At 68.4% G+C, this 24690-nt stretch carries 28 protein-coding genes; 12 read left to right on the forward strand and 16 right to left on the reverse strand.

All coding sequences use genetic code 11. From position 1 onward, the window contains the following. Positions 1-154: 154 nt before the first annotated feature. On the forward strand, positions 155-2344 hold the full coding sequence (locus IEV93_RS04370; RefSeq protein ID WP_229704883.1) for an N-acetylmuramoyl-L-alanine amidase: 2190 nt from the start codon (positions 155-157) through the stop codon (positions 2342-2344). Positions 2345-2347: 3 nt separating this feature from the next. On the opposite strand, the gene IEV93_RS04375 is transcribed toward IEV93_RS04370, so the two are convergent. From IEV93_RS04375 to IEV93_RS04385, 3 genes are read right to left on the reverse strand one after another with little or no spacing between them, the layout of a single operon-like run. Beyond that, entirely contained in the window at positions 2348-2740 is a 393-nt protein-coding gene (locus IEV93_RS04375; RefSeq protein ID WP_188487261.1) for a hypothetical protein, read from the reverse strand. Positions 2741-2791: 51 nt separating this feature from the next. Further along, positions 2792-3622: an HAD family hydrolase gene (locus tag IEV93_RS04380; protein ID WP_188487263.1), complete on the reverse strand. Its 831-nt coding sequence runs from the start codon at positions 3620-3622 to the stop codon at positions 2792-2794. Positions 3623-3624: 2 nt separating this feature from the next. Continuing rightward, a complete protein-coding gene (locus IEV93_RS04385; protein ID WP_188487266.1) occupies positions 3625-4416 on the reverse strand; it encodes a lysophospholipid acyltransferase family protein in 792 nt (263 codons plus the stop codon). A gap of 152 nt (positions 4417-4568) precedes the next feature. Here IEV93_RS04385 and IEV93_RS04390 point away from each other — a divergent pair, with 152 nt between their 5' ends. Beyond that, positions 4569-5729, forward strand: a complete 1161-nt coding sequence (locus IEV93_RS04390; RefSeq protein ID WP_188487268.1) for a GGDEF domain-containing protein — start codon at positions 4569-4571, stop codon at positions 5727-5729. A 13-nt stretch (positions 5730-5742) separates the two neighbouring features. Here the strand turns inward: IEV93_RS04390 and IEV93_RS04395 are convergent, their stop codons facing one another. Further along, positions 5743-6981, reverse strand: a complete 1239-nt coding sequence (locus tag IEV93_RS04395; RefSeq protein WP_188487270.1) for a DUF4878 domain-containing protein — start codon at positions 6979-6981, stop codon at positions 5743-5745. 106 nt (positions 6982-7087) lie between these two features. After that, entirely contained in the window at positions 7088-7843 is a 756-nt protein-coding gene (locus IEV93_RS04400) for a lysophospholipid acyltransferase family protein (RefSeq protein ID WP_188487272.1), read from the reverse strand. 77 nt (positions 7844-7920) lie between these two features. Here IEV93_RS04400 and IEV93_RS04405 point away from each other — a divergent pair, with 77 nt between their 5' ends. Together IEV93_RS04405 and IEV93_RS04410 are read left to right on the forward strand one after the other, a co-directional pair. Beyond that, positions 7921-9501 (forward strand): MBL fold metallo-hydrolase, encoded by a 1581-nt coding sequence (locus tag IEV93_RS04405; RefSeq protein WP_188487274.1) that lies wholly within the window; start codon positions 7921-7923, stop codon positions 9499-9501. A gap of 13 nt (positions 9502-9514) precedes the next feature. Further along, entirely contained in the window at positions 9515-9994 is a 480-nt protein-coding gene (locus IEV93_RS04410; RefSeq protein WP_229704884.1) for a PaaI family thioesterase, read from the forward strand. Positions 9995-10009: 15 nt separating this feature from the next. Here the strand turns inward: IEV93_RS04410 and IEV93_RS04415 are convergent, their stop codons facing one another. Both IEV93_RS04415 and IEV93_RS04420 read right to left on the reverse strand, forming a co-directional pair. Further along, a complete protein-coding gene (locus tag IEV93_RS04415) occupies positions 10010-10633 on the reverse strand; it encodes a hypothetical protein (protein ID WP_188487276.1) in 624 nt (207 codons plus the stop codon). A gap of 6 nt (positions 10634-10639) precedes the next feature. Then, entirely contained in the window at positions 10640-11305 is a 666-nt protein-coding gene (locus IEV93_RS04420; RefSeq protein ID WP_188487278.1) for a hypothetical protein, read from the reverse strand. Between the two features lie 192 nt (positions 11306-11497). Here IEV93_RS04420 and IEV93_RS04425 point away from each other — a divergent pair, with 192 nt between their 5' ends. From IEV93_RS04425 to IEV93_RS04435, 3 genes are all read left to right on the forward strand, one after another. Next, complete coding sequence (locus IEV93_RS04425; protein WP_188487280.1) at positions 11498-11797, forward strand: FeoA family protein; 300 nt, start codon at positions 11498-11500, stop codon at positions 11795-11797. A 68-nt stretch (positions 11798-11865) separates the two neighbouring features. After that, positions 11866-13887 carry a ferrous iron transporter B gene (gene feoB / locus IEV93_RS04430; RefSeq protein ID WP_308690834.1) on the forward strand — a complete coding sequence of 674 codons (2022 nt, stop codon included), beginning with the start codon at positions 11866-11868 and terminating at the stop codon, positions 13885-13887. 1 nt (position 13888) lies between these two features. Further along, positions 13889-14467, forward strand: coding sequence for a NifU family protein (locus tag IEV93_RS04435; RefSeq protein WP_229704885.1), 579 nt, complete (start codon positions 13889-13891; stop codon positions 14465-14467). A gap of 53 nt (positions 14468-14520) precedes the next feature. Here IEV93_RS04435 and IEV93_RS04440 read toward each other — a convergent pair whose 3' ends face one another. Together IEV93_RS04440 and IEV93_RS04445 are read right to left on the reverse strand one after the other, a co-directional pair. Continuing rightward, positions 14521-14955, reverse strand: coding sequence for an EVE domain-containing protein (locus IEV93_RS04440; RefSeq protein WP_188487282.1), 435 nt, complete (start codon positions 14953-14955; stop codon positions 14521-14523). A gap of 117 nt (positions 14956-15072) precedes the next feature. After that, complete coding sequence (locus IEV93_RS04445; RefSeq protein ID WP_188490370.1) at positions 15073-15909, reverse strand: alpha/beta fold hydrolase; 837 nt, start codon at positions 15907-15909, stop codon at positions 15073-15075. A gap of 105 nt (positions 15910-16014) precedes the next feature. Between IEV93_RS04445 and IEV93_RS04450 the strand changes: the two genes are divergently transcribed. Beyond that, entirely contained in the window at positions 16015-16566 is a 552-nt protein-coding gene (locus IEV93_RS04450; RefSeq protein ID WP_188487283.1) for a TetR/AcrR family transcriptional regulator, read from the forward strand. Between the two features lie 15 nt (positions 16567-16581). Here the strand turns inward: IEV93_RS04450 and IEV93_RS04455 are convergent, their stop codons facing one another. Next, positions 16582-16974 carry a tautomerase family protein gene (locus IEV93_RS04455; RefSeq protein WP_188487285.1) on the reverse strand — a complete coding sequence of 131 codons (393 nt, stop codon included), beginning with the start codon at positions 16972-16974 and terminating at the stop codon, positions 16582-16584. Between the two features lie 66 nt (positions 16975-17040). Then, a complete protein-coding gene (locus IEV93_RS04460) occupies positions 17041-17547 on the reverse strand; it encodes a VOC family protein (RefSeq protein WP_188487288.1) in 507 nt (168 codons plus the stop codon). Positions 17548-17613: 66 nt separating this feature from the next. Here IEV93_RS04460 and IEV93_RS04465 point away from each other — a divergent pair, with 66 nt between their 5' ends. Further along, positions 17614-18435 (forward strand): AraC family transcriptional regulator, encoded by an 822-nt coding sequence (locus IEV93_RS04465; protein WP_188487290.1) that lies wholly within the window; start codon positions 17614-17616, stop codon positions 18433-18435. Between the two features lie 20 nt (positions 18436-18455). On the opposite strand, the gene IEV93_RS04470 is transcribed toward IEV93_RS04465, so the two are convergent. The 3 genes from IEV93_RS04470 to IEV93_RS04480 are packed head-to-tail and all read right to left on the reverse strand — an operon-like array spanning position 18456 to position 21087. After that, positions 18456-19364: a hypothetical protein gene (locus IEV93_RS04470; RefSeq protein WP_188490371.1), complete on the reverse strand. Its 909-nt coding sequence runs from the start codon at positions 19362-19364 to the stop codon at positions 18456-18458. Positions 19365-19385: 21 nt separating this feature from the next. Then, positions 19386-20639 carry a serine--tRNA ligase gene (gene serS, locus IEV93_RS04475; protein WP_188487292.1) on the reverse strand — a complete coding sequence of 418 codons (1254 nt, stop codon included), beginning with the start codon at positions 20637-20639 and terminating at the stop codon, positions 19386-19388. Positions 20640-20649: 10 nt separating this feature from the next. Then, on the reverse strand, positions 20650-21087 hold the full coding sequence (locus tag IEV93_RS04480) for an ankyrin repeat domain-containing protein (protein WP_188487294.1): 438 nt from the start codon (positions 21085-21087) through the stop codon (positions 20650-20652). A 45-nt stretch (positions 21088-21132) separates the two neighbouring features. On the opposite strand from IEV93_RS04480, the gene IEV93_RS04485 reads away from it, so the two are divergent. Genes IEV93_RS04485 through IEV93_RS04495 form a run of 3 tightly spaced genes read left to right on the forward strand, consistent with a single transcriptional unit; the run spans position 21133 to position 23076 of the window. Further along, the gene (locus IEV93_RS04485) at positions 21133-22236 is read left to right on the forward strand and encodes a septum formation family protein (RefSeq protein ID WP_188487296.1); all 1104 of its coding nucleotides are present in this window, start codon (positions 21133-21135) and stop codon (positions 22234-22236) included. A gap of 16 nt (positions 22237-22252) precedes the next feature. Beyond that, positions 22253-22591 (forward strand): metallopeptidase family protein, encoded by a 339-nt coding sequence (locus IEV93_RS04490; protein WP_371873794.1) that lies wholly within the window; start codon positions 22253-22255, stop codon positions 22589-22591. Further along, positions 22564-23076: an Rv0361 family membrane protein gene (locus IEV93_RS04495; RefSeq protein WP_188487300.1), complete on the forward strand. Its 513-nt coding sequence runs from the start codon at positions 22564-22566 to the stop codon at positions 23074-23076. Before IEV93_RS04490 ends, IEV93_RS04495 begins: the two co-directional genes overlap by 28 nt. An 11-nt stretch (positions 23077-23087) precedes the next feature. Here IEV93_RS04495 and IEV93_RS04500 read toward each other — a convergent pair whose 3' ends face one another. Both IEV93_RS04500 and pheA read right to left on the reverse strand, forming a co-directional pair. Beyond that, positions 23088-23744 carry a histidine phosphatase family protein gene (locus tag IEV93_RS04500; RefSeq protein WP_188487302.1) on the reverse strand — a complete coding sequence of 219 codons (657 nt, stop codon included), beginning with the start codon at positions 23742-23744 and terminating at the stop codon, positions 23088-23090. Beyond that, positions 23744-24667, reverse strand: a complete 924-nt coding sequence (pheA, locus tag IEV93_RS04505; protein WP_188487304.1) for a prephenate dehydratase — start codon at positions 24665-24667, stop codon at positions 23744-23746. Before pheA ends, IEV93_RS04500 begins: the two co-directional genes overlap by 1 nt. Between the last annotated feature and the right edge of the window lie 23 nt (positions 24668-24690).

Genomic DNA, 24690 nt, shown 5'->3' on the forward strand with positions numbered 1-24690 from the left:
TAGTGACCGAATTGAAGTCACAACAGTGAACTCATGTCACAACAGCATCACGAGTTACACGCCACGCCGTCGGTGGTCGTGGACTTCGCACCCTCCCGCCGACACGATGTGGCGGTCTGTCGGATTTCGGCGGGCCGAACGAGGGAGATCCACAGTGCGCTATCGCCGACCGAGGCCGTCGATCGTGATGGCGGCCGTCGCGGCGGTCGTCGTCGCGAGCCCGGTGGCCGTTCTCGTGGGCGGCAGCGCCCCCGACAATGCCGTCGACCAGCGAACACCGGCGTCCGACGCCATCTCGACCACGATCCGCCAGGTGAGCCTCGACACGGTCCCGTCGACGGTGCTCGACCTCGTCCGCTCCGGCCTGGCCGGGGTGGGCGTGACGCTCCCGCCGCTCGACCTGCTCAAGCTGCAGATCCCCGACATCGCGCGCGCCCTGCCGCCCGGCGTGCTGCCCACCGGCCTGATCCCGCCCGAGCTGCTCCCGTCCACGGCCCCGTCCACCATGGCGCCGTCCACAACGGCCCCGTCCACCACTGGTCCCGCGCCGAGCGCCGGTCGCACGCCCGCCTCGGCGGCCGTGCCCGCAGGTGCGGTCGTCAAGGAGATCACCCGCAAGGACCCGTTCAGCATGATCGCCCTGACCTGGGACGGTCTGTCCGACACGACCGCTTTCGTCCGCGCCCGTCAGCCCGACGGCTCGTGGGGCAAGTGGTATTCCGCCGACCCCGTCGACGGCGGCCCGGCGGTACGCGCCGGACGTGCGCCGACCAGCCAGGGCACCGAGCCGGTCTGGGTGGGCAACACCAAGGCGGTCCAGGTGGTCGTCACCAAGGACGGCGTCGCCACCCCGGGCGTCGAGGGCGCGAAGCCGGCACCGTCGGCGGGCGCGACGGCCACCACGACCGTTCCCGAGATGTCCGTGGCACCGGGCGAGATCGCCCCACGCGCGTTCACCGTCCCCCGTGCCCCGGTGCAGGGCGACCCGATGGCCCCCGCGGCGACACCGGCACCGCCCGGACCGACCACCACCGCCTCGGCCCCGGCCCCGATGACGACGCCCTCGACGCCGAACGCGCTGGAGAAGGTCGTCTCGACGCTCAAGGCCGCCCTCATCGACCCGGGTGCCGGTGGCGCACCGGGTGGACTCGGCCTCCCCGCCGTCCTACCGGGACAGCAGCCGCCGATCATCACCCGCGCACAGTGGGGTGCCGACGAGTCCAAGCGCTGCCAGCAGCCGACCTACGATCCCGGCCTCAAGGCCGCGGTCGTCCACCACACCGCGGGCAACAACGACTACACCGCCGAGCAGTCGGCCGAGATCGTGCGCGGCATCTACGCGTACCACGCACAGACGTTGGGCTGGTGCGACATCGGATACAACGCGCTCGTCGACAAGTATGGCCAGATCTTCGAGGGCGCGTTCGGCGGACTGGACAAGAACGTGCAGGGCACCCACACCGGCGGGTTCAACCGCGACACCGTCGGCGTGGCCATGATCGGCAACTACAACGAGGTGGCGCCCTCGCCGGAGACCATCCGGTCGGTGGGCAGCTTCCTCGGGTGGCGACTCAAGCTCGCCGGACTCGACCCCAAGGCCAACGCACAGCTGACGTCGATCGGATTCGACACCGCGAAGTTCGGTGCCGGCGAGACGTCGAACCTGCCGATGATCAGCGGCCACCGCGACTACGACAACACCGAGTGCCCCGGGACCCTTGGATACGCGGCCCTGCCGCAGATCCGGGACGTGGCCGCGGGCAACCTCGCCGCCGCGGGCACCCCGAGTGCGGCGCCGACGGCGCCGAGTTCCTCGGTCGCGCCGGGTGCGCCGAGCACCTCACCGGGGGCCGCCGACGTCCTGTCGACGACCGACGTGGGCGCCATCGCGAAGAAGTGGCTGTCGCTGGGCGGCGCCACCGGCACCCTGGGCCAGGCGCAGACACCGGAGATGACGACGCCCGACGGCACCGCGAAGTACGTGAACTTCTCTGACGGCAAGATCTACTGGTCGAAGGAGACCGGCGCGCAGGTCGTGCAGGGCGCCATCGAGAAGGCGTGGGGCGCGGCCGGGTTCGAGAAGAGTGCGCTGGGCATGCCGGTCTCCGGCGAGACCGACGCCGTCACCGGCATCATCACCCAGGCGTTCCAGTTCGGGTCGCTGGTGTTCAACAAGACGACCGGCGTCGTGGTGAAGGTGATCAAGGCGTTCGTCGACGAGTTCACCCGCAGCATGCGCGACCAGTTGAGCCCGGCCGCCCGGCCGGCGACGCCACCGGCCGCGGCCACCACGCCACCGGCGGGGGCACCAGTCCCGGTGCCCACCACCGGGCCGGTCGGCTGAGGGCTACTGACCGACGGGAGCGGTCGAGCGCGACGTGCCCGCGTCCGACAGGCAGGTCGCGGTGATGATCGCGGTCCAACCGGTCGGTGTGTCCGGCTTGACCACCGGGTTGGGCTGCTCGGAGCAGGCCTGGTTGCCGTTGAGGCGTACCGAGTTGAAGAGGTAGAGGTTGATCTGCGCGCCGATGACCGCGCTCTGCGGGGTCGGGTAGTAGCGCGAGACGAACTTCTTGTCGTAGGTACCGGCGACCGCGGCCGAGGCACCCGGGTCGGTGGTGGTCGGGGCCGCCGACGCGGCGCCTGCTCCCACCATCCCGATGCCGACGACGGCGGCCGAGGCGGTGAGGCCGAGGACGATGGAACGGGCAGGATTGCGGCGGTTTGTGTTCGTGGTCATGTGATCAGTGTCCCAAGAATTCGGACGTCGTGTCCACGTACGCCCGATGAATCATCCGTACCAGCGCATCAGGATTCGCCCGACACCGTCGTTGTCGTTGCTGGTGGCGATCTCGTCGGCCGCGTCCTTGGCCGCCGGGTGGGCGTTGGCCATCGCGACCCCGCGGTGGGCCCAGCGCAGCATCTCGATGTCGTTGGGCATGTCGCCGAACGCGATCACCGCGTCGGTGGGCAGTGAGGCGATGTCGGCGAGTTTCTTCAGTCCCGACGCCTTGTTGATGCCCGGCAGCGCCAGTTCGACGAGCCCGTTGTCGGTGGAGAACGTCACCGCGGCGAGGTCTCCGACCACCTCGGAGAGTCGTCGGGCCATCTCACCGCTGGCCATGTCCGGTTTGCGCACCAGGAGCTTGACCGCGGGCGCCGAGACGACCTCGTCGTCGCCGACCTCGATGTGGTCGGGGTTCAGCCACGCGTGCTCGTAACCCGTCGAGGCGACGAACGGCGGCGTCGCGGCGTCGTGGGCGCTCTCCCCCACCCGCTCGGCGGCGAGCCCGCACCCGGGGATCAGCTCCTTCGCGAACCCGGCGAGCCGGACCAGGGCGGCGGGATCGAGGGTGGCGGTGTGCAACACCTTGTCCTGCGCGACGTCGTAGACGATGGCGCCGTTCGCGCACACCGCATAGGTGAGGGCGTCGAGTTGCCCGGCGATCTCGGCGATCCACCGCGGTGGTCGGCCGGTTGCCAGTACGAACGTCGTGCCCGCCTTCGCGGCACGACGGATCGCCTCGCGCGTCAGCGGACGCACGGTGTTGTCGTCGTCGATCAACGTCCCGTCGACGTCGCTGACGATGAGGGTGGGTGGACCGAACCTGGTGCGACGCATCGTCAGTGACTTCCCTTGTGTTCGTCGCGTGCCCGCGCGGCGCGGAGTTGCGCCTTGCGTTCGTCGTCCTGCTCCTCGATGACGCGTGCCTGCGCGAGGGTCGGGGCGCCCCCGCCCATCGACGCCGGCACCCAGTGGGCACCGGGCGGATGGTGTCCGTAGGTGCTGCGGACGTCGTCGAGCATCGAGCTCATCACCGACTTGAGCCGGGCCGTCTCGGTGACGGCGTCGCCGGGGCAGTCGATCGGGTCGCCGAACCGGACCATCACCGGGATGTGGCTGCGGCCCATGTCGCGCGTGCTCCCGCCGACCTGGTCACCGGTCTTGGTCCACTGCCGCTGGGCGCCCCACACGATGCAGGGGACAACGGGGACATCGGCGGACTGCGCCATACGCACGGCCCCGGTCTTGAAATCCTTCAACTCGAAGCTGCGGCTGATCGTCGCCTCCGGGTACACCCCCACGACAAACCCCTGTCGCAGGTTCTCGACCGCCTGCGCGTAGGCCTCGGCGCCCGCCGAGCGGTCCACCGGGACGGTGTGGGTGTGGGTGATCAGGAACCGCACCAGGGGGTTGTCCATCATCTCCGACTTGATCATGTACCGACACCGACGTCCGCCGCGGTAGACGCCGATGGCCGCGGGGAGGAAATCGACGTAGCTCGTGTGGTTGATCGCGATCACCGCCCCACCCGTGGCCGGGATCTTGTCGGCGTCGGCCACGTCGAGACGCATCCCCTGCGCCCTGACCAGCGCATGTGCCGCAATCTCCAACGTCCGGTAGACGGGTTCCATACGCTGAGCCTAACGACCCGCCCGGCATCGATCGACGTTGTTCCGGCCAAGGCGGGTCGATGGCAGTTGTCGAATCAGTTGTTTGTGATCAGCGACAGCTGTCAGACTCATGTCCGTCCGTCGGGGGCGATTCATCACCACAGGGGTCACGCGTGCGATCAGGTCGTCCACCGTCAGCGGCCGGTCCCGGCGACCCCACTCCACTGTCGAGCGCCGGTTTCGGGACGTCGCTTCGGCAATGGATCTCGGGCGACCACGACTACGTGTGGATCGTGAACCACCACTCGATGCGCTCGCTGCACCGACCGATCAGGCTGGTCTTCGCGGGGAACACCCTGCTGTTCGCGATCTGTTCCAGCCTTCTGCTGGGTAGTCCGTCGGGGCCTCGTGGGGTCCCCTCGGTCACCTGGGCGATCGCCGTGCTGGTGGTGCAGGCGGTGGCGATCGCCGCGATCCTCCTCGCGCCCGTGCCCACCACCTCACGCATGGCGCAGCGGTATTTCGTCGGGTTCGCGATCTTCGGTGACGTGGGCCTCACCTCGGTCCTGCTCCTCTACACCCCGGTGGTCAGCGCCTTCGGCTGCGCGTTGTTCGTGCTGAACAGCGCGCTGTGTACCTACTTCGTCAGTTCGCGGTGGCTGCTGGCCCACATGGCGTGGGCGGCGGCGGTGATCGGGTGGACGACGTGGCGAGTTCACGACAGCGGTTCCTTCGACACGTTCGCGACGATCGCAGGGGGCCTGGTCATGCTGGTGGCGGTCTGCGCTGTCCCGGTCGCCGCACACGTCGCGTGGACCCTGCTGTCGATCGACGCCCGCCAGTCACTGCGGGATCCACTCACGGGTCTGCACAATCGACGCGGTATCGACGCGTCGCTCGAACCGCTGTGGCGAGCCGCGCAGGACCGGGGTGTCGCGATCGGCGCGGTGGTCATAGACATCGACAACTTCAAACGGATCAACGACACCTACGGACACGACGTCGGTGATCTCGTACTGCAGCAGATGTCGGCCCGCATGATCGGCCTCGCCGGCCCCACCGCGGTCGTGGGTCGGACCGGAGGCGAGGAGTTCACCATCGTCGTGACCGGCACGGTTCCCGACGTCGTCGACCGGATCACCTCCCTGCCCGACCGGCTGCGTGACGCCATCGACTCCGCGCCGGTGACCGTCAGCGTGGGTGCGGCGGTCATCGAGTCGCCCGACGATCATCGTGTCGACATCGCGATCCGACACGCGCTTCGTGCTGCGGACGGTCGCATGTACGACGCCAAGCGCAGTGGCGGCGGACGAGCCTTCCTCAGCTCGATCTAGGCGGCCGGGGCGATCAGTTCGGCTGGAACCGCGGCGGATCCTGGCTGAGATCGACGTCGCCGGACAGGTAGTCGAGCGCCGACCGGGTCACCGGGGCCGGACTGCGGCTGGACCGATAGGTCGCCTGCCACGGCACCGAGCCGGACACCGAGATCGCGTCGGCGTCGGTGTAGCCCGAGTACCGCAGCTTGATCGAGGACAGCTCCATCGTGCGCGGGTCACTCCACGTCACCGTGCCCGGCAGCGCGTCGAAGGCGAACACCTCCTGCTCGCAGCCCGGCTTGTCCACCGAGGCGTCGGTCTGCTTGGACTGGGCGCAGTACTGGAGGTAGGCGGTGACCGCGATGGACGCCGCCTTGTTGCCCTCCTTGCTGATGTCGAACTCGAGCTGGGGGTAGTAGGACGAGTAGGGGCCGACGGGCCACTCGTCGGTCTTGGAGTCGGTCGCGGCGATGTACTTGTTCGACGTACCCCATTCGATCGGACCCGGGAAGACGTATGCCTTCGAGTCGCCGGAGACGTCGACGCCGAACAGTGTGGGCTTGTTCTTCTCGATCGAACTCGACGAGAGATCGATCTCGATGGCGCCCTGCTGGACCTTCCAGTCGCCGCCGGTCTTGGTCAGCCGGAAGTCGACGTCGGCGTTGCGCTGACCGAAGTTGTAGGTGGCCTTGACGATCGCGCGTTCGGACGTGGTGGAACTCTTCACGACCTTGATGTCGCCGATCTTGGCCCGGGCCTGCTGACGCTTGAGGATGTCGTCGGTGAGGAGCTTCGTGTTGCCGGGTGCGTCGATCGTCGACAACGCCTTCTTCGCGTCTCCGTCGGAGAGAGCCTGCAGGTAGGCGGTCACCGTGCTCGACGGGTCGGAGTCGGCGTCGTCGGACAACACCAGGAGCGAGACCGTCGTCGCGATCACCAGGATCACGACGATGCCCGTGATGATCGGACCGATCACCCAGCCGCGTCGCCACCACGGCGCACGGTCGGGCGGCCCGGGTGGTGGACCCCATGGCGGACCGGGCGGCGGCCCGTATCCCGGCGGCGGACCGTACGGCGGCCCTCCGGGCGGGAAGGGCTGGTTCTGCGGGAACTGGGGGTTCTGCGGAAACGGCGATGTCGGGGGGAACTGGGGTTTCGGGGGGAACTGCTGCCCGGGCGGCGGGAATCCCTGCCCCTGCGCGGGATCCCATGGCTGACCGGGCCCCTGCGGACCGTTCCACCCACCACCCTGATTCGGCGGTTGACTCATGTGCGTACCCCGTGTCGTGAGTTCCCGTACGCCCGTTACGGGCGAATATCTCCGACAGAGTAGCGACCCACGTCCCGGGCGTCCGTGCGAACCCGACGCACAGGGCTCAGCCGTCGCGCTCGGCGCGACGCGCGGCCTTCTCGGCGCTCTCCTGCGCGTCCATCGCGTTTGCCTCGGCCAGCGTCGGAGCCCCTCCGCCCAGGCGCGCGGGCACCCAGTACTCGCCGGCCGGGTGGGGACCGTAGGCCTGTTGGACCTCGTCGAGGGTGTCGACCATCGCCTGGTGCAGGGTCGCGGTCAGTTCGACCGGGTCGCCGAGCGGCGCGATCGGCGGCGCGACGCCGATGCTGATGGGGGTGTTGGTGCGACCCATCCTTTTCGGGTGGCCCTTGGTCCAGACGCGCTGCGCGCCCCAGATGACGGTCGGGACGATGGGCACCCCGGCCTCGAGCGCCATGCGGGCGGCGCCGGACTTGAACTCCTTGATCTCGAAGCTGCGGCTGATCGTCGCCTCCGGATACACGCCGACGAGCTCGCCGGCCTGCAGGTACTCGACGGCCGAACGGTAGCTGTCGGCGCCCGCCCCGCGGTCGACCGGGATGTGCTTGAGCGCGCGCATGATGGGTCCGCTGACCTTGGAGTCGAAGACCTCCTTCTTCGCCATGAAGCGCACTTTGCGGCGGCCGTGCAGGAACGCGGGGAGCCCGGCGTAGGTGAAGTCGAGGTACCCGGTGTGGTTGATCGCGATGACCGCGCCGCCGGTCAGGGGCACGTTCTCGGCGCCGGTGACGGTGAACTTGAGTCCCTGCGCCGCCCACATCGAGCGGGCGATCGCGATCACGGTGTCGTAAGCGGGTTCCATGCGGACGACAGTAGCGTCCGCCTCTACCCTGGAGGGGCGGTCGCGTGAGCGACGCATGATCGAGAGGAACGAAACCAGTGCAGGTCACCAGCGTCGGGCACGCCGGATTCCACATCCAGACAGCGGCCGGGTCGATCCTGTGCGACCCGTGGGTCAATCCCGCCTACTTCGCGTCGTGGTTCCCGTTCCCGGACAACACCGAGCTCGACTGGCGCGCGCTCGGTGACTGCGACTACCTCTACGTCTCGCACCTGCATCGCGATCACTTCGACGCGCGCAACCTCGCCGAGAACGTCAACAAGGACACGACCGTCCTGTTGCCGGACTACCCGGTGCCGGATCTGCGTCGCGAGCTCGAGGCGCTGGGCTTCCACAAGTTCGTCGAGACCGAGGACTCGGTCAAGACGACCGTCAGCAACGACAAGGGCAGCCTCGACATCATGATCGTCGCGTTGCGGGCGCCCGCCGACGGTCCGATCGGTGACAGCGGGCTGATCGTCTCCGACGGTGAGACCACCTGCTTCAACATGAACGACGCCCGGCCGGTGGATCTCGACGTGATCTCGGAGGCGTTCGGGCACATCGACATCCATCTGCTGCAGTACTCCGGCGCGATCTGGTACCCGATGGTCTACGACATCCCGCGCAAGTCGAAGGCGAACTTCGCCGCGCAGAAGCGACAGCGCGGCATGGACCGGGCGCGGTCCTACATCGAGCAGGTCGGCGCCACATGGGTGGTCCCCTCGGCCGGACCGCCGATGTTCCTCGACGACGAACTGCGGTACCTCAACGACGTCGGCGACGCCGAGGGCAACCCCGATCCGACGTGCATCTTCCCCGACCAGGCCACGTTCCTCGACCAGATGGTCGAACACGGCACCGACGACGGCACCAAGCACCGCGGGCTGATGATGGTGTCCGGTTCGACGGTCGAGCTGCGCGGTTCCGAGCTCGTCGAGATCGGTCATCCGTACCCACCGGAGCAGGTGTTCGGCGTGAACAAGGCCGCCTACCTCGAGAAGATGGCGCAGAAGTTCGCGCCGGTGATCGCCGAGGCCAAGGCGTCGTGGGCGCCCGCCGAGGGTGAGCCCCTGCTGCCGGCGCTGCGCGATCTGTTCGAGCCGATCATGGCGGCCAGCGACCTCATCTGCGACGGGATCGGCTACCCGGTCGGACTCGTGATGGGTGATCAGACCGTCGTGCTCGACTTCCCCAACCGCACCGTCCGCGAGCCCAAGGAGGGTGAGGGCAAGTACCGCTACGGATTCCGCATCGCACCCGAGATGGTGCGAACGGTGTTGCGGGACAACGAGCCCGACTGGGTGAACACGATCTTCCTGTCGACGCGGTTCACCACGTGGCGTATCGGTGGGTACAACGAGTTCCTCTACACGTTCTTCAAGTGCCTGACCCCCGAACGTGTCGCCTACGCCGACGGATGGTTCTCCGAGGCGCACGACGACTCCGCGTCGATCGTCAAGGACGGGTGGGAGATCCAGCGCCGGTGTCCGCACCTCAAGGCCGACCTGTCGAAGTTCGGTGTCATCGAGGGCGAGAAGCTGACCTGCAACCTGCACGGCTGGTCATGGGATCTGCCCACCGGGCGGTGCCTCACCTCGAAGGGTCACGAGCTCCGGTCGTCCAAGATCGAGTCATGACCGAACGCCGGTCGTGAGCGAGCCCCGGCGCGAGTACACCTGGGCGCCGCCGGGCGCCCGCGAGCGGAGCACCCTGCCCGGACTCCAGCAGATCCGCGCGCAGATCGACGGGTCGATGCAGCTGAGTCCGGCCGCGTCCACCCTCGACTACCGTCCGGTCGACGCCGGCGAGGGGTGGGCCGTGATCGAGATGGAGCCGCGCGAGTTCCATTGCAACGCACACGGAACCGTTCAGGGCGGGGTGATCGCAGCGGTGATCGACTCGGCCTTCGGGTCCGCGCTGATGACGGTCAACGTCGACAACCGGCGCTTCTCCACCCTTGATCTGAGCTGTCGCTACATCCGTGCCATCAGTCCGGACAGCGGGGCGATCCGGGTGCGCGCCGAGGTCGAACACCACGGCCGCACCACGGCCACCGTGAGAGCCGAGGTCCATGACGCGCAGGGCCGACTCGTCGCCAGCGCCTCGTCGACGTTGTTGATGCTCTCCTAGCCCACGGGCGGCCGGTCAGTTCGCGCGGAAGCGTTTGAACTCGGTGTCGGACAACGTGAACCCGAACCCGTCTGGATTGACGCAGGCGATGCCGACGGTGGCCGCGGAGCAGACGATGGTCAGATCCGGGCGGGGTCGGAACACGACGCGTTGGCCGTAGGCCAGCGTGTTCGGTGAGCGGATCGCGTTGCCCTGGACGATGGTGGCGCACAGCGGCTTGTCGAAGTCGAAGAAGCCGAACTGGTTGGCGTTGCCCTGCTCGTCGCCGGGATAGAAGCCGCACAGGAGCGACGGGTCGACGGTGTGCCGGTTGTCCAGCGTCTGGCAGACCAGGGTCTCCGACGTCGTGCGGCACTCGATCTTCTTCGACGGCGACGCGAAGGAGTAGCTCGTGCCGTCGGCGAAGTCGGATGCGGGCAGCGCACCGGCGGTGGGGTCGGCCGGGGTGGTCGACGGTGCGGTTGTGGTCGGTGCGGTGGTGGTCGTCTCCGCGGGTGCCGCCGAGCTCTGTTCCGGCGCAACCGACTTCGAGACTGTCACCGTGGACGTGGTCGGTGCCGGGTCAGCCGCGTCGTCAGAGCAACCGGTCACGAACACCAACAGGGCGAAGACCGCACAGAGTCCACGGAGTACGCGCATGTCCACCTAGAGCACCGTGAACGAGTCGACCGACAGGAAGAACCCCGTGGCGCCGGCGCCGCCGACCTGCGTGCAGGTGAGTCCGTCGACCGCGGATGCGCAGGTGATCGTACGGCCGCCCATGGGCGAGAAGGTGACCCGCTGGCCGTATCCCAGGGTGTGCGGCGAGTTGAAGCCCTCGCCCTGGATGATCGTCGCGCACGGGGCGGGCCCACTGGGGAACCAGCCGAAGCGCACGGCGCGGCTCTGCTCCAGGCCGGGGTAGAAGTTGCACAGCGACGCCGTGGTGACGGTGTGCGGATTGCCCGACGTCTGGCACATGAAATTGCCCTCGATCGCCCGGCACTGGATCTGCTTGCTCGGCGATGCGAAGGAGTACCGAGATCCGTCGGCGAAGTCCGAGACGGGTCGCGCGACCGGTGCCGGGGTCACGTCTTCCTGCGTGTCGGCCGCAGGCGTCTCGGTGGCGGGTGCGTCGGTGGCGGGTGCCGCCCCCGAGCCGGTGTCCTCATCCGAGCCCTGGGTGGTCGCCGACGATCCCGGGGCGGTGACCGTCACCGTGGACGCCGCGGATCCGGTGTCGGATTCACCCGACGAGCAGGCGCCCGTCAACAGAACGAGAGCGCCCGCCGCGACCACTGCCGCGAGCCTGTGCGGTGCAATTCCGATCATTGGTACTCCTCAGTTCCGGTAGGTGTATCTCATGTCGCCCGGAACGGCGTGACCGTTACTTCCGCATACGTTCGGATCGATGTGCTCGCCCGAAAACCTCGTGGTTCGGACTGTGGTTAAGCTTGCCTCAACGAACACAGGTGAGCCTCACTTATCTTCAGGCCGCCACCACGACCCGATCCGGAGGCCACGATGTCGATCACGACAGAGCGACTGCGCAGCCGGACCGTCGGCGACGATGTCGTCTCGGCCGGCGAGACAACCATCGCAGATCTCCCCCTCGGTCGTGCGACGACCGTGACCCGGCTCTGCGTCGAGGCCGACGCCACCACAGCACGCAGGTTTTTCGACCTGGGCTTCGCCCCGGGAGCCGAGGTGATCGCGATGCGACGCGCGCCGATGCGGGGGCCGGTCGTCGTGCGGGTGGCCGGCTACGAGATCGCTCTGCGCCGCGAGCAGGCGCAGTGCATCAAGGTCGCCGCGCTCTCCTGACCGCTTGGTGCTGTTTGTCCGGTATCGCCGATCGGTGACGTTCGACCCCCGTTCACCCTGCACATACTGTGGATGACATCCGGTCGTCAGGCCAGGCTTTCCTTGCCGCTCGCGAACCGGTGGCCGACGAGCGGGGGTCCCTGGTGAGCTGTGGTCCACACGGCAACGCCGAGTCATCCGACGGCAGTGGATCGGACGCACGCCTCGCCCTCGTCGGCAGTCCGAACTCCGGCAAGACCACACTGTTCAACGCGCTCACCGGCCTTCGGGCCAAGACCGGCAACTATCCCGGGGTGACAGTCGCACGCTACGAGGGCCGCACGCAGGTCGGCGAACACAACGTGCTCGTGGAGGATCTGCCCGGCACCTACAGCCTCGACGCGATCAGCCCCGACGAGCAGATCGTCTCCGACGTGCTCGACCCGGACGACGTCGCCACCGAGACCCCGGACGGGCTCGTCGTCACCCTCGACGCCACCACGCTGCGACGCTCGTTGGGTATGCTCGCCCAGGTCTTGAGTGCCGACCTGCCGGTGTGCGTCGTACTCACCTTCACCGATGAACTGATCCGTCGACAGGGCGGTGTCGACGTCGACGCGTTCGCCCGTGCCGTGGGTGTTCCGGTGGTCGCCGTCGTCGGTGGGCGTCGACGCGAGATCGGCGCGTTGCGCGACCTGCTCCCCCACCCCGGTGACTGGCTGACCCCGGCGGTTGTGCCGCCCACCGACACCCGCGAGGTGACCGCCTGGATCGAATCCGTGCTGACGGCGTCGAAGTACACCCTGCCGCGCATCGACGACCGCACCCGGCGCATCGATGCCGTGCTGCTGCACCCGGTGTGGGGGACGATCGTCTTCTTCGCGACGATGTTCGCGTTCTTCCAGGTCATCTTCACCGTCGCGGCGCCGCTGCAGGACTACGTGCAGCAGTTCTTCGACTTCCTCGCCGGCCAGGTCTCCGAGCACGTGGACACAGGGTGGCTGGCCAGCTTCCTCGGCGACGCAATGATCGGCGGCGTCGGTGGCGTGTTGGTGTTCCTGCCGCAGATCGCGTTGCTGTTCATACTCATCGCGCTGCTCGAGGGCGTCGGATACATGGCACGCGCAGCGTTCCTGATGGACAAGATCATGTCGACCGCCGGACTCGAGGGCCGGGCGTTCGTCGCACTGCTGTCGTCGCTGGCCTGTGCGATACCCGGGATCATGGCCACCCGTACCCTGCCGTCGACGCGAGATCGGTTGGCCACCATGATGGCCGCACCGCTGATGACGTGCTCCGCGCGGCTGCCGGTGTACATCCTTCTCACCGGGTTGCTGGTGAGCTCGTCGGATCGTGTGGGACCGTTCGGCGCGCAGGGCGTGATCATGTTCGCGCTGTACATCGGTGGGGCCGTGTCGGCGATGGCCACCGCGTGGTTGTTCTCCAAGATCGGTCGGGGGACGGGGCCGCTGCTGCCCTTCTACATGGAGATGCCGCCCTACCGCCTGCCCTCGGTGCGGTCGATGGCGTTGTCCGTGTGGGACGCCTGCCGCGGGTTCGTGCGCAAGGTCGGTGTGATCATCCTGCTGACGACGGCCGCGCTGTGGCTGCTGCTCAACCTGCCGGTCCGTGGCGATGCCGACTTCCGCGCTGCCGGTATCGATCCGAACGATGATTCGGCCACGTCGTCCTACGTCATCGAGCACAGCGCCGGGGCCGCGGTCGGCAAGTTCATCGCGCCTGTCTTCGAGCCCCTGGGCTTCGACTGGCGCATCAACATCGGAATCCTGGCGTCGTTGTCGGCACGGGAGACATTCGTCGCCACGCTCGGCCAGGTCGGTGCGGCCGAGAACCCCGACGATCCGGGCAACGCGCTGGAACAGATGCGGGTGACCGAGGGAGCGCGCGAGGGTGAGCCGCTGTTCACCGCACCTGTGTTGGCCGCACTGATGGTGTTCTTCCTCTATGCGCTGCAGTGCATGTCGACGATCGGTGTCATGCGTCGTGAGTCCGGGACGTGGAAGTGGCCGGCCATCGCGTTCGGGTACATGTTCGTGCTCGCCTGGGTCATGGCGTTTGCGGCACACACCGTCGTGGCGGCGGTGATCTGACGTGATCCCGATCCATCCCGAGACCATCCCCGGCTCGGCGCAGGAACTGCGCTGGGTGATGCCCGCCGGGACCCTGGACTTCGTCGGTGATGTCGTGACCGCGCCTGCATCGATACAGTCGCTTGTCGACTCCGGTGTCATCGCGTCGATGGTCGTCGAGCCGACTGCGGTTCGGATCAGATTGGGCGAGAACCATTCCTGGCGGTCCGATGGCGGCGCTGTCCGTTCCGCCCTCGGTGCCGCACTGACCGAGCCCGGTGCGTGGGCGCCGATCGCCGAGACGCGGCCCGACGACGTCTTGCGGGCCGCGGTGGCCGAGGTCGTGCAGGGAGAGGTCGGGGACTACATCCGTTCGCACGGCGGACGCCTCGACGTCGTGTCGGTCGCCGACGGCAACGTCGCCGTCGCGCTCGGCGGCACGTGCGCTCACTGCCCCGCGTCCGACGTCACCCTCACCGACCGTTTCGAAAACGCTGTGCGCGAACGCTTCCCCGCTCTCGTCGGTGTCACCGCGGCGGCAGACCCCGGTATCGCCGGCGGCCGACGACTGCTCGGACTGTTCCCCAGCCGCCCATGCTGAATGCGCGCGATCGTCAGCAGAGTTTCCCGGTGAGCGGGTAAGTCTGCTGATCGTCAGAGCTCCGGCCACTCCGGTAGGAGCGGTTCGATCGCGGCCAGTTGATCGCGCGTGACCCAGGACGGGTTGCTGCCCTGCGGGAGTTTCAGAACCTCCATGTCGGCCAACGCCGGGATCTCGCGTAGGTCGGTGGCCAACACGCGGTCACCATCGGCGAGCAGGGTGATGTCGGCCGGGGCGACCCACCCGTCGTCGGGGTCCGACCGGGCCTCGCCGGTGATCCAGCCGAGACCCCAGATCCCGCGTGGCCGCGGCCCATCTCCAGGGCCGCTGACCCAGAGCAGCACCCGCTGCCCGCGTCGCATCAGATCCTTGCGGTAGTTGTCGGCCACACAGCGGGACCGGATGGCGATCGATTCGTCGAAGCGCCGCCCGTCGGCCTTGAACACCCACGCCCCGAGGTTCTCCTCGATGATCGCCCGCTTCGCCATCACCCCACCGTGCCACCGACGCGAACCGGCCGCACCCCGCTGGGTAGAACTAGGGGCGCAGGATGCGGCCGGCGAGCGGACGAACCGCTGCTCGCTGGAAAGTCGTTCAGGGTCAGATCACTTCGCGATGAATTCGAGGAGCGCCTTGTTGACCTCGTCGTGATGGGTCCACAGCAGGCCGTGGGGAGCACCCTCGATCTCGATGTACTCCGCATCGGGCAGCGCCTTGGTGAACTCACGGCCGGTCGAGTCGATCGGCAGGATGTTGTCGGCGGTGCCGTGCACGATCAGCGCCGGGACATCGATCTTCTTGATGTCCTCACGGAAGTCGGTGAGCCACGTCGGCTGCGCGGCGACCGATGCCCACGGCGACGCGTTGTACGCGAGCTGGGTGTTGGCGTCGAGCGCCTCCTGGCTCAGGCGGTTGCCGAGGAAGTCGTCGGTGTTGAAGAAGTTCTTGAAGAACTCGGTGAAGAACGCGTAGCGATCGCCCTTGACGGCGTCCAGGAGTCCGTTGAACACGTCCTGTGGGACGCCGGCGGGGTTGTCGTCGGTCTTGAGGAGGTAGGGCTCGAGCGATCCGAGGAAAACGGCCTTCGCGACGCGTGAGGATCCGTACCTGCCGAGGTAGCGGCCCACTTCGCCGGTGCCCATCGAGAATCCGACGAGGACGACCTGGTTCAGGTCGAGCTGATCGAGAACGGCCTTCAGGTCGGCGGCGTAGGTGTCGTAGTCGTGGCCGATGGTCGGACGGCTGGAGCGGCCGAACCCGCGGCGGTCATAGGTGATGACGCGGTACCCGGCGTCGAGCAGCGCCGTGGTCTGACGCTCCCAGGACGAACCGTCGAGCGGGTATCCGTGGATCAGCACGACCGGCTGACCGGTGCCGTGATCCTCGTAGTACAGCTCGATCGGAGCGGAATTCTCGGTTCCCACGGTGGTGACGTAGCCCATGACTGCCTCCTGAAGAAGTGCGATGTCGGTGAGATGAGAACGTCCGTTCTCCATCTGCATGCGACGTTACAGAACGATCGTTCTCCCGGCAAGTACACTCGGTAGATGGACACCACGCGGACCGCGATCCTCGACGCAGCCGACCGGCTGTATTACGAGCGCGGGATCCAGCAGGTCGGCATCGACGAACTGCGGAGCGCATCCGGCGTCTCGCTCAAGCGGCTCTACAGCGAGTTCCCGGGCAAGAACGCGATCGTTCTGGCGGTGCTCGAGCGCAGGCACGCGATGTGGGTCGAGGGCCTCGATGTCGCCGCGCGCGGTGAGGAATCGCCGCGCGGCAAGCTGCTGGCGATCTTCGACTTCCTCGCCGACTGGTTCATCACCGACCAGTTCCGTGGGTGCGCGTTCATCAACGCGTTCGGCGAGCTCGGCGGGTCGTCGCCGGAGATAGCGACTGTCGCGCGCGCGCACAAACAGAGCTTCCAGGACTACGTGGACTCCCTCGTCGCCGATGCCGGTGGCACCATCCCCCTGGCGCGCCAGCTCGTCCTGCTCGCCGAGGGCGCACAGACCACCTCGGCGATCAGCGGACGACCCGAGGCGGCAGTGCACGCCAAGGCCGCTGCGGCCGTTCTCATCTCGGCCGCGTTGGACTGACCGCAGGGACCGAGCTCAGAGGTCGCCGGTGAGGAACTGGGCCACGCCGTTGCCGAACGACCAGTCCGCCTGCGTGTTCTCGACGACCGAGACGATGAGATCGGCACCGGCCAGGCCGCACTCGTCGTGGAGTCGGTCGGCCAGCGCTCGGTAGGTCGCCTGCTTCTGGTCCGAGGTGCGTCCCTGCTGGACGATCTGGATCAGGACGATGTCGTCGGTGCGTTCGAGCCCGAGTCCGGTGTCCTCGGCGATGATGTGGCCCGGCTTGTGCTCGCTGATCAGCTGGTACCGATCGCGGGGAGGGGCGGCGAAGTGCTCACGCAGCACCTCCTGCACGACGTCGGCGATGCGCCGTACGGCGGCCGCGTCGCGGCGATCCTCGATCAGATGAATGTGGACGAGTGGCACGGCGGATCGTCTCCTCGGTTGGGGTCACAGGAGGCAACTGTCGCCGCGCGGCCGGCATTCCGCCGGTCACCCCGACGTGGACTGATTCGCCGCCCACTCCGCGACGCGCCGCTCGCTCTCCTCGGCAGACAGGTCTTCCACCCGTGTCATCACCGACCACCGGACACCGAACGGATCGAGGATGGATGCGAAGCGGTCACCGGAGACGAAGGTGGTCGCCTCCTCGCGGATCGTCGCCCCGGCCGCCATCGCACGTGCGACGACGGAATCGGTGTCGGTCACGTAGATCGCCAGCGAGTAGACCACCGGCGCACCGGCATCGGGCGCGACCAGTCCGTAGTCGGCCATCGGCTCACCCAGCGTCAGGCGGCCCAGCGGGAACCCGAGCTCGGCATGGGCCACCACCCCACCCATCTCGGTCACCGAGTCCACCTCGGCCCCGAACACGTCTCGATAGAATTCAATCGCCGCACGCGCCGGCGTCACGACGATGTGTGGCGTCAGTGAGCTCGACCCGTTCGGGCGACCCTCGACGGTGTGGTGTCCGGTTGCGGCAGCGGTGTTCTCGGTCATGTACCCATCCTCGGCCGCTCGACGGGCGTGGTCTTGAACATTTCCGACAGATGCGGAGGTGACGATGTGACCGACGGCCCTGAACTCGGTGTCGCGAACCGCGGGCACATCAACGCCGGCTCGCCGGCCACCGTGTTCGACCGATACCCCATCGGACTGCCCGATCTCGTGCGCCAGGTGTGGACGGTGCGCTACTCCGTCCCGGACGAGCCACTGCATCAGCGGGTCCTGGGCTACCCGGCGGTGAACGTGGTGTTCGAGCCCACCGTCGCCGCCCTCTACGGACCGCAGCAGCGGGTCGGCGTGCGCACGCTCACCGGTGACGGCTGGGCCGTCGGACTCCTGTTCCGGCCGGCGGCCACCCCGCTGCTCACCGACACCCACGCCGTCGAGCTGGTCGGCGCCGAAGAACCGATCTCGATCCCGGATCACCATCGGATCGCCGTGGAGATGTCCCGGATCATGGACCGCCCGCGTGATGCCGCTGTCGACCGCGCCGAGATCACCGAGATCATGCGGTCGTGGCTGGAGCCGGTGGCCGAGAAGGTCACCGAAGCGGGACACCTCGCCAACCACGCCTCACAGATCGCCGAGATGCGCGACGACATCCTCACCACTTCGGCCCTGGCCGACGAGGTCCACGCGTCGACCCGCACCGTCGAACGCGTGGTTCGCGAGCACACCGGTTTCGGGCCGAAGTGGCTGATCGAGTGCCGCCGGATGCAGCGGGCCGCGACCACCCTGTTCGCCCACCCCGACACGGCCCTGGCCGGACTCGCCGCCGATCTCGGCTTCGCCGACCACGCGCACTTCTCCCGGCGCTACCGGTCGATTGTCGGCGAGACCCCCGACGAGACCCGTCGCGCCGGTCGGGCTGCGGGCACCTAGCGGGCACCTAGGTCCGTCGATCAGGCCGGGGAGGTCTCCGCGGCCTCCGCCTGCGCCGTGGCCTCGACCGCACCGGACCACGCCACGGTGACCGCTCCGACGACCGCCGCGATGAATCCGATGACCGCGAGCCAGGCCAGTCCCTGCACCGTCTCGTCGCCCAGGAAGATCACGCCGATCACGCCGGGTACGACGGTCTCACCGACGACGAGGGCCGCGGTCGCCCCGTTGACCGACCCCAGCTGCAGCGCGACGGTGTGCAGATAGAAACCCGCGCCGCCCGACAGCGCCAGCGCATAGAGGGCGGGATCGCTCAGCAGCGAGGACACGCTGAACGGATCGAGGCCGTCGAGCACGCGCACCGAGATGGCCACCGCGCCGAAGAGGGCACCGGCGGCGAGGCCGGCCGCGATCGCGGCACGCGAACCGAGTAGGCGCACCAGCGCCACCGACACCACGACCAGCGCGACGGTGGCCCCGAGCAGCACCCAGTGGAACAGCATCGATTCCGTCTCGCGCGGGTTCTCCTTGGCCGACAACCCGAGTGCGCACAGCGCGGCGAGGACCACGCCGATCGCGATCCAGTCCCGTGCGTGCAGCCGGATCCCCAGGACGAAGATGCCGAGGATCGCGGTGATCACGAGGTTCGCGCTGATGATGGTCTGCGAGAGGAACAACGGCGCCAGACGGGCGGAGACCGCACCGCCGACGAACCCGAGGACGTCGAGCGCGGTGCCGATGATGAAGTACAGGGTCAGCATCGCCAGGACGGTCGAACGCAGTGTGGGCGCGCCGGTCTCGGTCTTCAGCCCGGTCTCACCCCGGGCCAACGCGGCGTCGTGCGAACTGCGTGCGCCGTGCGCCTGGAGCACCGACGACACGCCGTAGGCGATCGAGGCGAAGAGAGCGGCGAGAACTCCGGCGATCAGCATCGGACCATCATGGCGCGATCACGGCCGCAGGACGTCGGTTCCGACCAACCCAGCCAACGCCTCCGGCAGCACCACGCTGCCGTCGGGCTGCTGATGGTTCTCCAGGATCGCCACGATCCAGCGCGTGGTGGCCAGCGTCCCGTTGAGCGTCGCGGCGGTCTGGGGCTTGCCCGCCTCGTCGCGGTAGCGGACGGACAGCCGCCGCGCCTGATACGTGGTGCAGTTCGACGTCGAGGTCAGCTCTCGGTAGGTGTTCTGCGTGGGAACCCATGCCTCGCAGTCGAACTTGCGCGCTGCAGACGATCCGAGATCGCCACCCGCGGTGTCGATGACGCGGTAGGGGACGTCGATCGCCGCGAGCATCTCCTTCTGCCACCCCAGCAGCTTCTGGTGCTCGGCCTCGGCGTCCTCGGGCTTGCAGTAGACGAAGCCCTCGACCTTGTCGAACTGGTGCACGCGGATGATGCCGCGGGTGTCCTTGCCGTAACTGCCGGCCTCGCGCCGGAAGCAGCTCGACCATCCCGCATAGCGTTTCGGCCCCGACGACAGGTCGAGGATCTCGTTCATGTGGTACCCGGCCATGGGCACCTCGGACGTGCCGACGAGGTAGAGGTCGTCGTCGGGCAGGTGGTAGATCTCCGCGGAGTGCGCGCCGAGGAACCCGGTCCCCTCCATGACCTCCGGGCGCACCAGCACCGGCGGGATCATCATGGTGAACCCGTTGGCCGTGGCGAGCCGCGCCGCGAGCTGCAGGAGCGCGAGCTGGAGCAGCGCGCCGTTGCCGGTCAGGAAGTAAAAGCGTGAGCCGGACACCTTGGCGCCGCGCTCCATGTCGAGCAGGCCGAGCGACTCACCGATCTCGAGGTGGTCCTTCGGGTCGGCGATCTCGGTGGGCTCACCGACATGCTCGAGGACCACATAGTCGTCCTCACCGCCCGCGGGCGCCGGGTCGGCGACGATGTTGCCGATCGCCCGGTGCGCCGCGGTCATCGCAGCCTGCGCGTCGGCCTCGGTGGACGACGCGGCCTTGACCCGGTCGGCCAATTCTTTGCCCTGCGCGAGCAACGCGGGCCGCTCGTCGGCGGAGGCCTTGCCCACCTGTTTGCCGAGCGTCTTCTGCTCGGACCGCAGGGCATCCGCCTCGGCGATCGCGGCGCGACGCGACGTGTCGGCGTCGAGCAGGGTGTCGACGAGTCCGGGGTCCTCCCCACGCTTGCGCTGAGAAGTGCGTACGAGGTCCGGGTCGTCCCGCAGAATCTTGAGGTCGATCACGCTGAGAACCCTACTGCGGCCGCTCACGCTGCATTCGCGACGCCCACAGCGTCGCGTAGTCCTCGCGACCGAACATCACGGCCGCGTCGCGCGCGGTGGGCGTACCTGCATCCGGGCTGGCCCCCGCGGAGACCAGCGCGCCCACCACGTCGTCATGTGACTTGAACACCGCACCCGCCAACGGCGTCTGATTCTTGTCGTTGGGCCGGTCGACGTCCGCGCCGAGCCCCAACAACGCGGTCACCGCCTCGGCGTGCCCGTGATAGGCCGCCAACATCAGCAGAGTGTCGCCGGTCTGGTTGGTCAGGTTCACCGGCACACCGGCCTGCACGTACGACACCAGCGAGGCGGTGTCGCCGGAACGGGCCATGTCGAACAGCCGACCGGCGAGCTCGGCGAGCTCGGGATCGTCGACCGCGTCGGGACGGTTGGCATCGTCGAAGCTCATGACTCCACTATGACCCCCGAGATCGAACAGGCATCATGGACGTCGATGTCCACACCCCCCGACCCCACAGACTCCGGATCCGCACACCGCTTCGGATGGCTCCGGGCCCATCCCCTGCGCACGGTCCTCGCGGCCATCGTGCTGGGCGCGATCGTCTGCGGCGGCATCGTGTTGCTCACCAACTCCGACTCCGACACCGGCGCCGTCGCCAAGACCGACATCGGTGCCGACGACCGCGGTCCGGCCAAGAACGCGTTCAACCAGTCCGTGGCCGGCGACTGCCTCACCTGGCCGTCGGGCAACCCGGGCAAGCCCAGCAAGATCGGGTGTGGCGGCGAGCACCTCTTCGAGGTGGCGGGGTCGATCGACACCAGCGTCTATCCGGGCAGCCAGTTCGGCAAGAAGGCCCCATGGCCCGGTACCCAGAAGTTCGTCGCCCTGCGCGACCAGAACTGCCCGGCGCAGGTCCGCTCGTACCTGAACGGCCGGTTCGACCCGAACGGCCGGTTCTCGGTCGGGATGATGTACCCGTCGCAGGCGCAGTGGGACGACGGTGAACGCACCCTGCGGTGCGGGGTGCAGTACACGAACTCGGCCGGCGAGCTGATGCCGTTCCTCGGCCGCGTCGCCGACCAGGACCAGGCGCTGCAGTGGGCCCCTGGCACCTGCATCGGGATCAACCAGCAGACCCGCCAGCCCACCGACCCCGTCGACTGCGCCGAACAGCACGCCTTCCAGGTGACCGGTCTGGTGAATCTCGGGACCCGGTTCGGCGCCGCGGGCTCCGGTCGCCCCTGGCCCACCGTCGCCCAGCAGAACGCCTACCTGACCTCGACCTGCCCGGGGATCACCAACACCTTCCTGGGTGGTCGCGCGGCGTTCACCAAGACCACCCTCAACGTCCAGTGGTCGACGGTCAGTCAGGTCAGCTGGCTGACCGGGACCCGCACCGCCGTCTGCTACATCGGCCTGCCGGACGAGAAGGGCTTCGCGACGCTCGTCGGCGACGCGAAGGGCGGACTGCTCATCAACGGCAAGGTCCCGGCGCCGCCGCCGGCCGAGCCGCCGGGCCGCCTCAACCCGACCCCGGTCCCCAACGCACCCGGACTGCAACCCAACCCCACCGAACTCCCCGCCCCGGTCGGCTGAGTCGGTGCCGGTCTCGATGACCGAGCGCGAGTTCGAGGAACTCGTGTCGGACGCGCTGGACACCATCCCCACCGAGCTCGCCGAGGCGATGAACAACGTCGTCGTGCTGGTCGACGGCCATCATCCCGAGGAGCCCGACCTGCTCGGTCTGTACGAGGGGGTCGCGCTCACCGACCGCGACACGATGTACGCCGGGGCGCTGCCCGACACGATCACCATCTATCGCGAACCGCTGTTGGCGATGTGTTCCGACCGCGACCAGGTGATCGACGAGGTCGCCATCACCGTGGTCCACGAGATCGCCCACCACTTCGGCATCGACGACGCATGGCTACACGCGCACGGCTGGGGCTGAGGGCCATGCATCGCCGGCTCGCGATCTGCGTCCTCGCCACGATCACGCTGGTGTCAGCGGCCTGCGGAGACGACGCACGCCCGTCTGCCGCATCGACGAGGCCATCCGCGCAGACCACGACATCCTTGGTCCGGGATGCCCCATCTCCCGCCTCGACCACCACACCAGCGGCCGAACTAGTCACCGCCGTCACCGCCTATGTTCGGGCCCGCAACGGAACTGATCCGCAGGCCTATCGCGATTCGATGTGCGCGTCGGTACGTGATGCCGCCGCGATCCGGCAGCCGAAGGTCGCGGTGGTGGTGGATCGTGTCGATGACGTGCGCGTCGACGGTCGGACCGCCACGGTCACGGTGGACCTCGGTTACTCCGTCACGCCGGGCGAGATCCTCCACTCGGTCCGCGGAGTCGAATGGACCTTCCTTCGGGAGGGCGATCAGTGGAAACAGTGCTCTCCGCCTGCTTTCGGCAGCGCGACCGGCTGAGGGCCGGTCTATCAGCCCATCGGGTCGCTGGTGCGGGTTCCCTCGGTCGGGCGGGTGGGGACGTCGCCACCCCAGTGCACGCAATCCCAGGATCCACCGCTGTGGCTGAGTTCGATCGAGCCGGTGTTGGGCAGGGCGTGCTCGAGCGCGTAGTTCTCGTCGACGTTCGCGAGGTGCGCGGCCACCAACCGAATCGCCGCGCCGTGACTCACCACGTATATGTCCGGGGCCTCCGGGTCGGTCAGGTGAGTGACGCGGAGCCGTTCGATCACCGGCAGGTAGCGGTCGAAGAGCGTGTCGAGGGTGTCGCTGTTGCCGATGGACAGGTCGGTCATCCCGGCGTACCACTGCTTGATCAGGTCGGCGAAGCCGTCGACGGACGGCTTGTCGTTGCGGTCCTCGAGGTCGCCGACCTGCACCTCGTGGATGCCCTCGATCGGTTGTGCCTCGATCCCCCAGACCGACCCGATCAGGTCGGCGGTCTCGCGGGCACGCCGCGCGTACGAGCAGTACAGCGCGCCCGGCGCAGCGCGGGGACGTTCCAGCGCGAACCGCACGGCCTGTCGCGCACCGAAATCGGTGAGACCGGCGCCGGGCAGGCGGGTGTCCAGGCGCGCCATGACGTTCGAGGTGGTCTGGCCGTGCCGGACCAGGTGCAGCGAGCCCATCAGCTCCGCCCGTTCCGCAACGACTCGACCCAGGCCTGCGAGGTGCTGTGGTCAGGGGGAGCCGCACCGTTGCCGCGGGCGGCGGGCCAGGATCCGAGGAAGGTCACGTTTCGAGCGTAGGCATGTAGCGCGGCGAGCGCCTCGGTCATCGCGGCGTCGTCGATGTGCCCGGCCGCGTCGAGGTAGAAGTAGTAGCCCCGCTCGCTGCGACGAGGGCGCGATTCGATGCGGGTCAGATCGATTCCGCGACCGGCGAATTCGCTCATCGCCCGCATCAACGACCCCGGCTCGTTCGCCAGGTCGAGGACGACCGACGTGCGGTCGTCACCGGTGCGCGGCGGCACCGGTGCGGGTTGACCGAGCAACACGAAACGTGTCGTCGCATCGGCGGAGTCGGCGACACCGTCGGCGATGACGGTCAGCCCGTGCATCCGGGCGGCCAGCGCCGTGGTCAGCGCGGCGTCGGCCCGGCCCTGCGCCACATCGGCCGCGGCCGCGGCGTTCGACGCCGCCGGGATGATCCGTGCCGACGGGTAGAGGCGTTCCAGGCTCTCGCGGGTCTGGCCCGCGGCGACGGGATAGGCCGCGACGGTGGTGATCGCGTCGGTGTCGGCGCGGGTCGCGACGGTGAACGCGATGTCGAGAACGGTCTCGGCGAAGATCTGCACGCGACTGCCCGCGACGAGCGCATCCATGGTCGCCGGAACGGCGCCCTCCACCGAACTCTCCATCGGCACACACCCGAAATCGACAGCGCCCGTTCGCACCAGATCGATCACCGCGGGCGGACTGCTCGCCGACCGGCGGATGGAGTCGGCGGCGATCTCGGGATGTCCGTGTGCGGGGACGACCTCGTCGAGCAGTCGGTCCAACGCCATCTCGGTGAACGTCCCGGACGGACCGAAGTAGGCGATGGCGGACACCTCGTCAGACTAATGCACCGTTT

This window comes from Williamsia phyllosphaerae (assembly GCF_014635305.1).
GTDB classification, from domain to species: domain Bacteria; phylum Actinomycetota; class Actinomycetes; order Mycobacteriales; family Mycobacteriaceae; genus Williamsia_A; species Williamsia_A phyllosphaerae.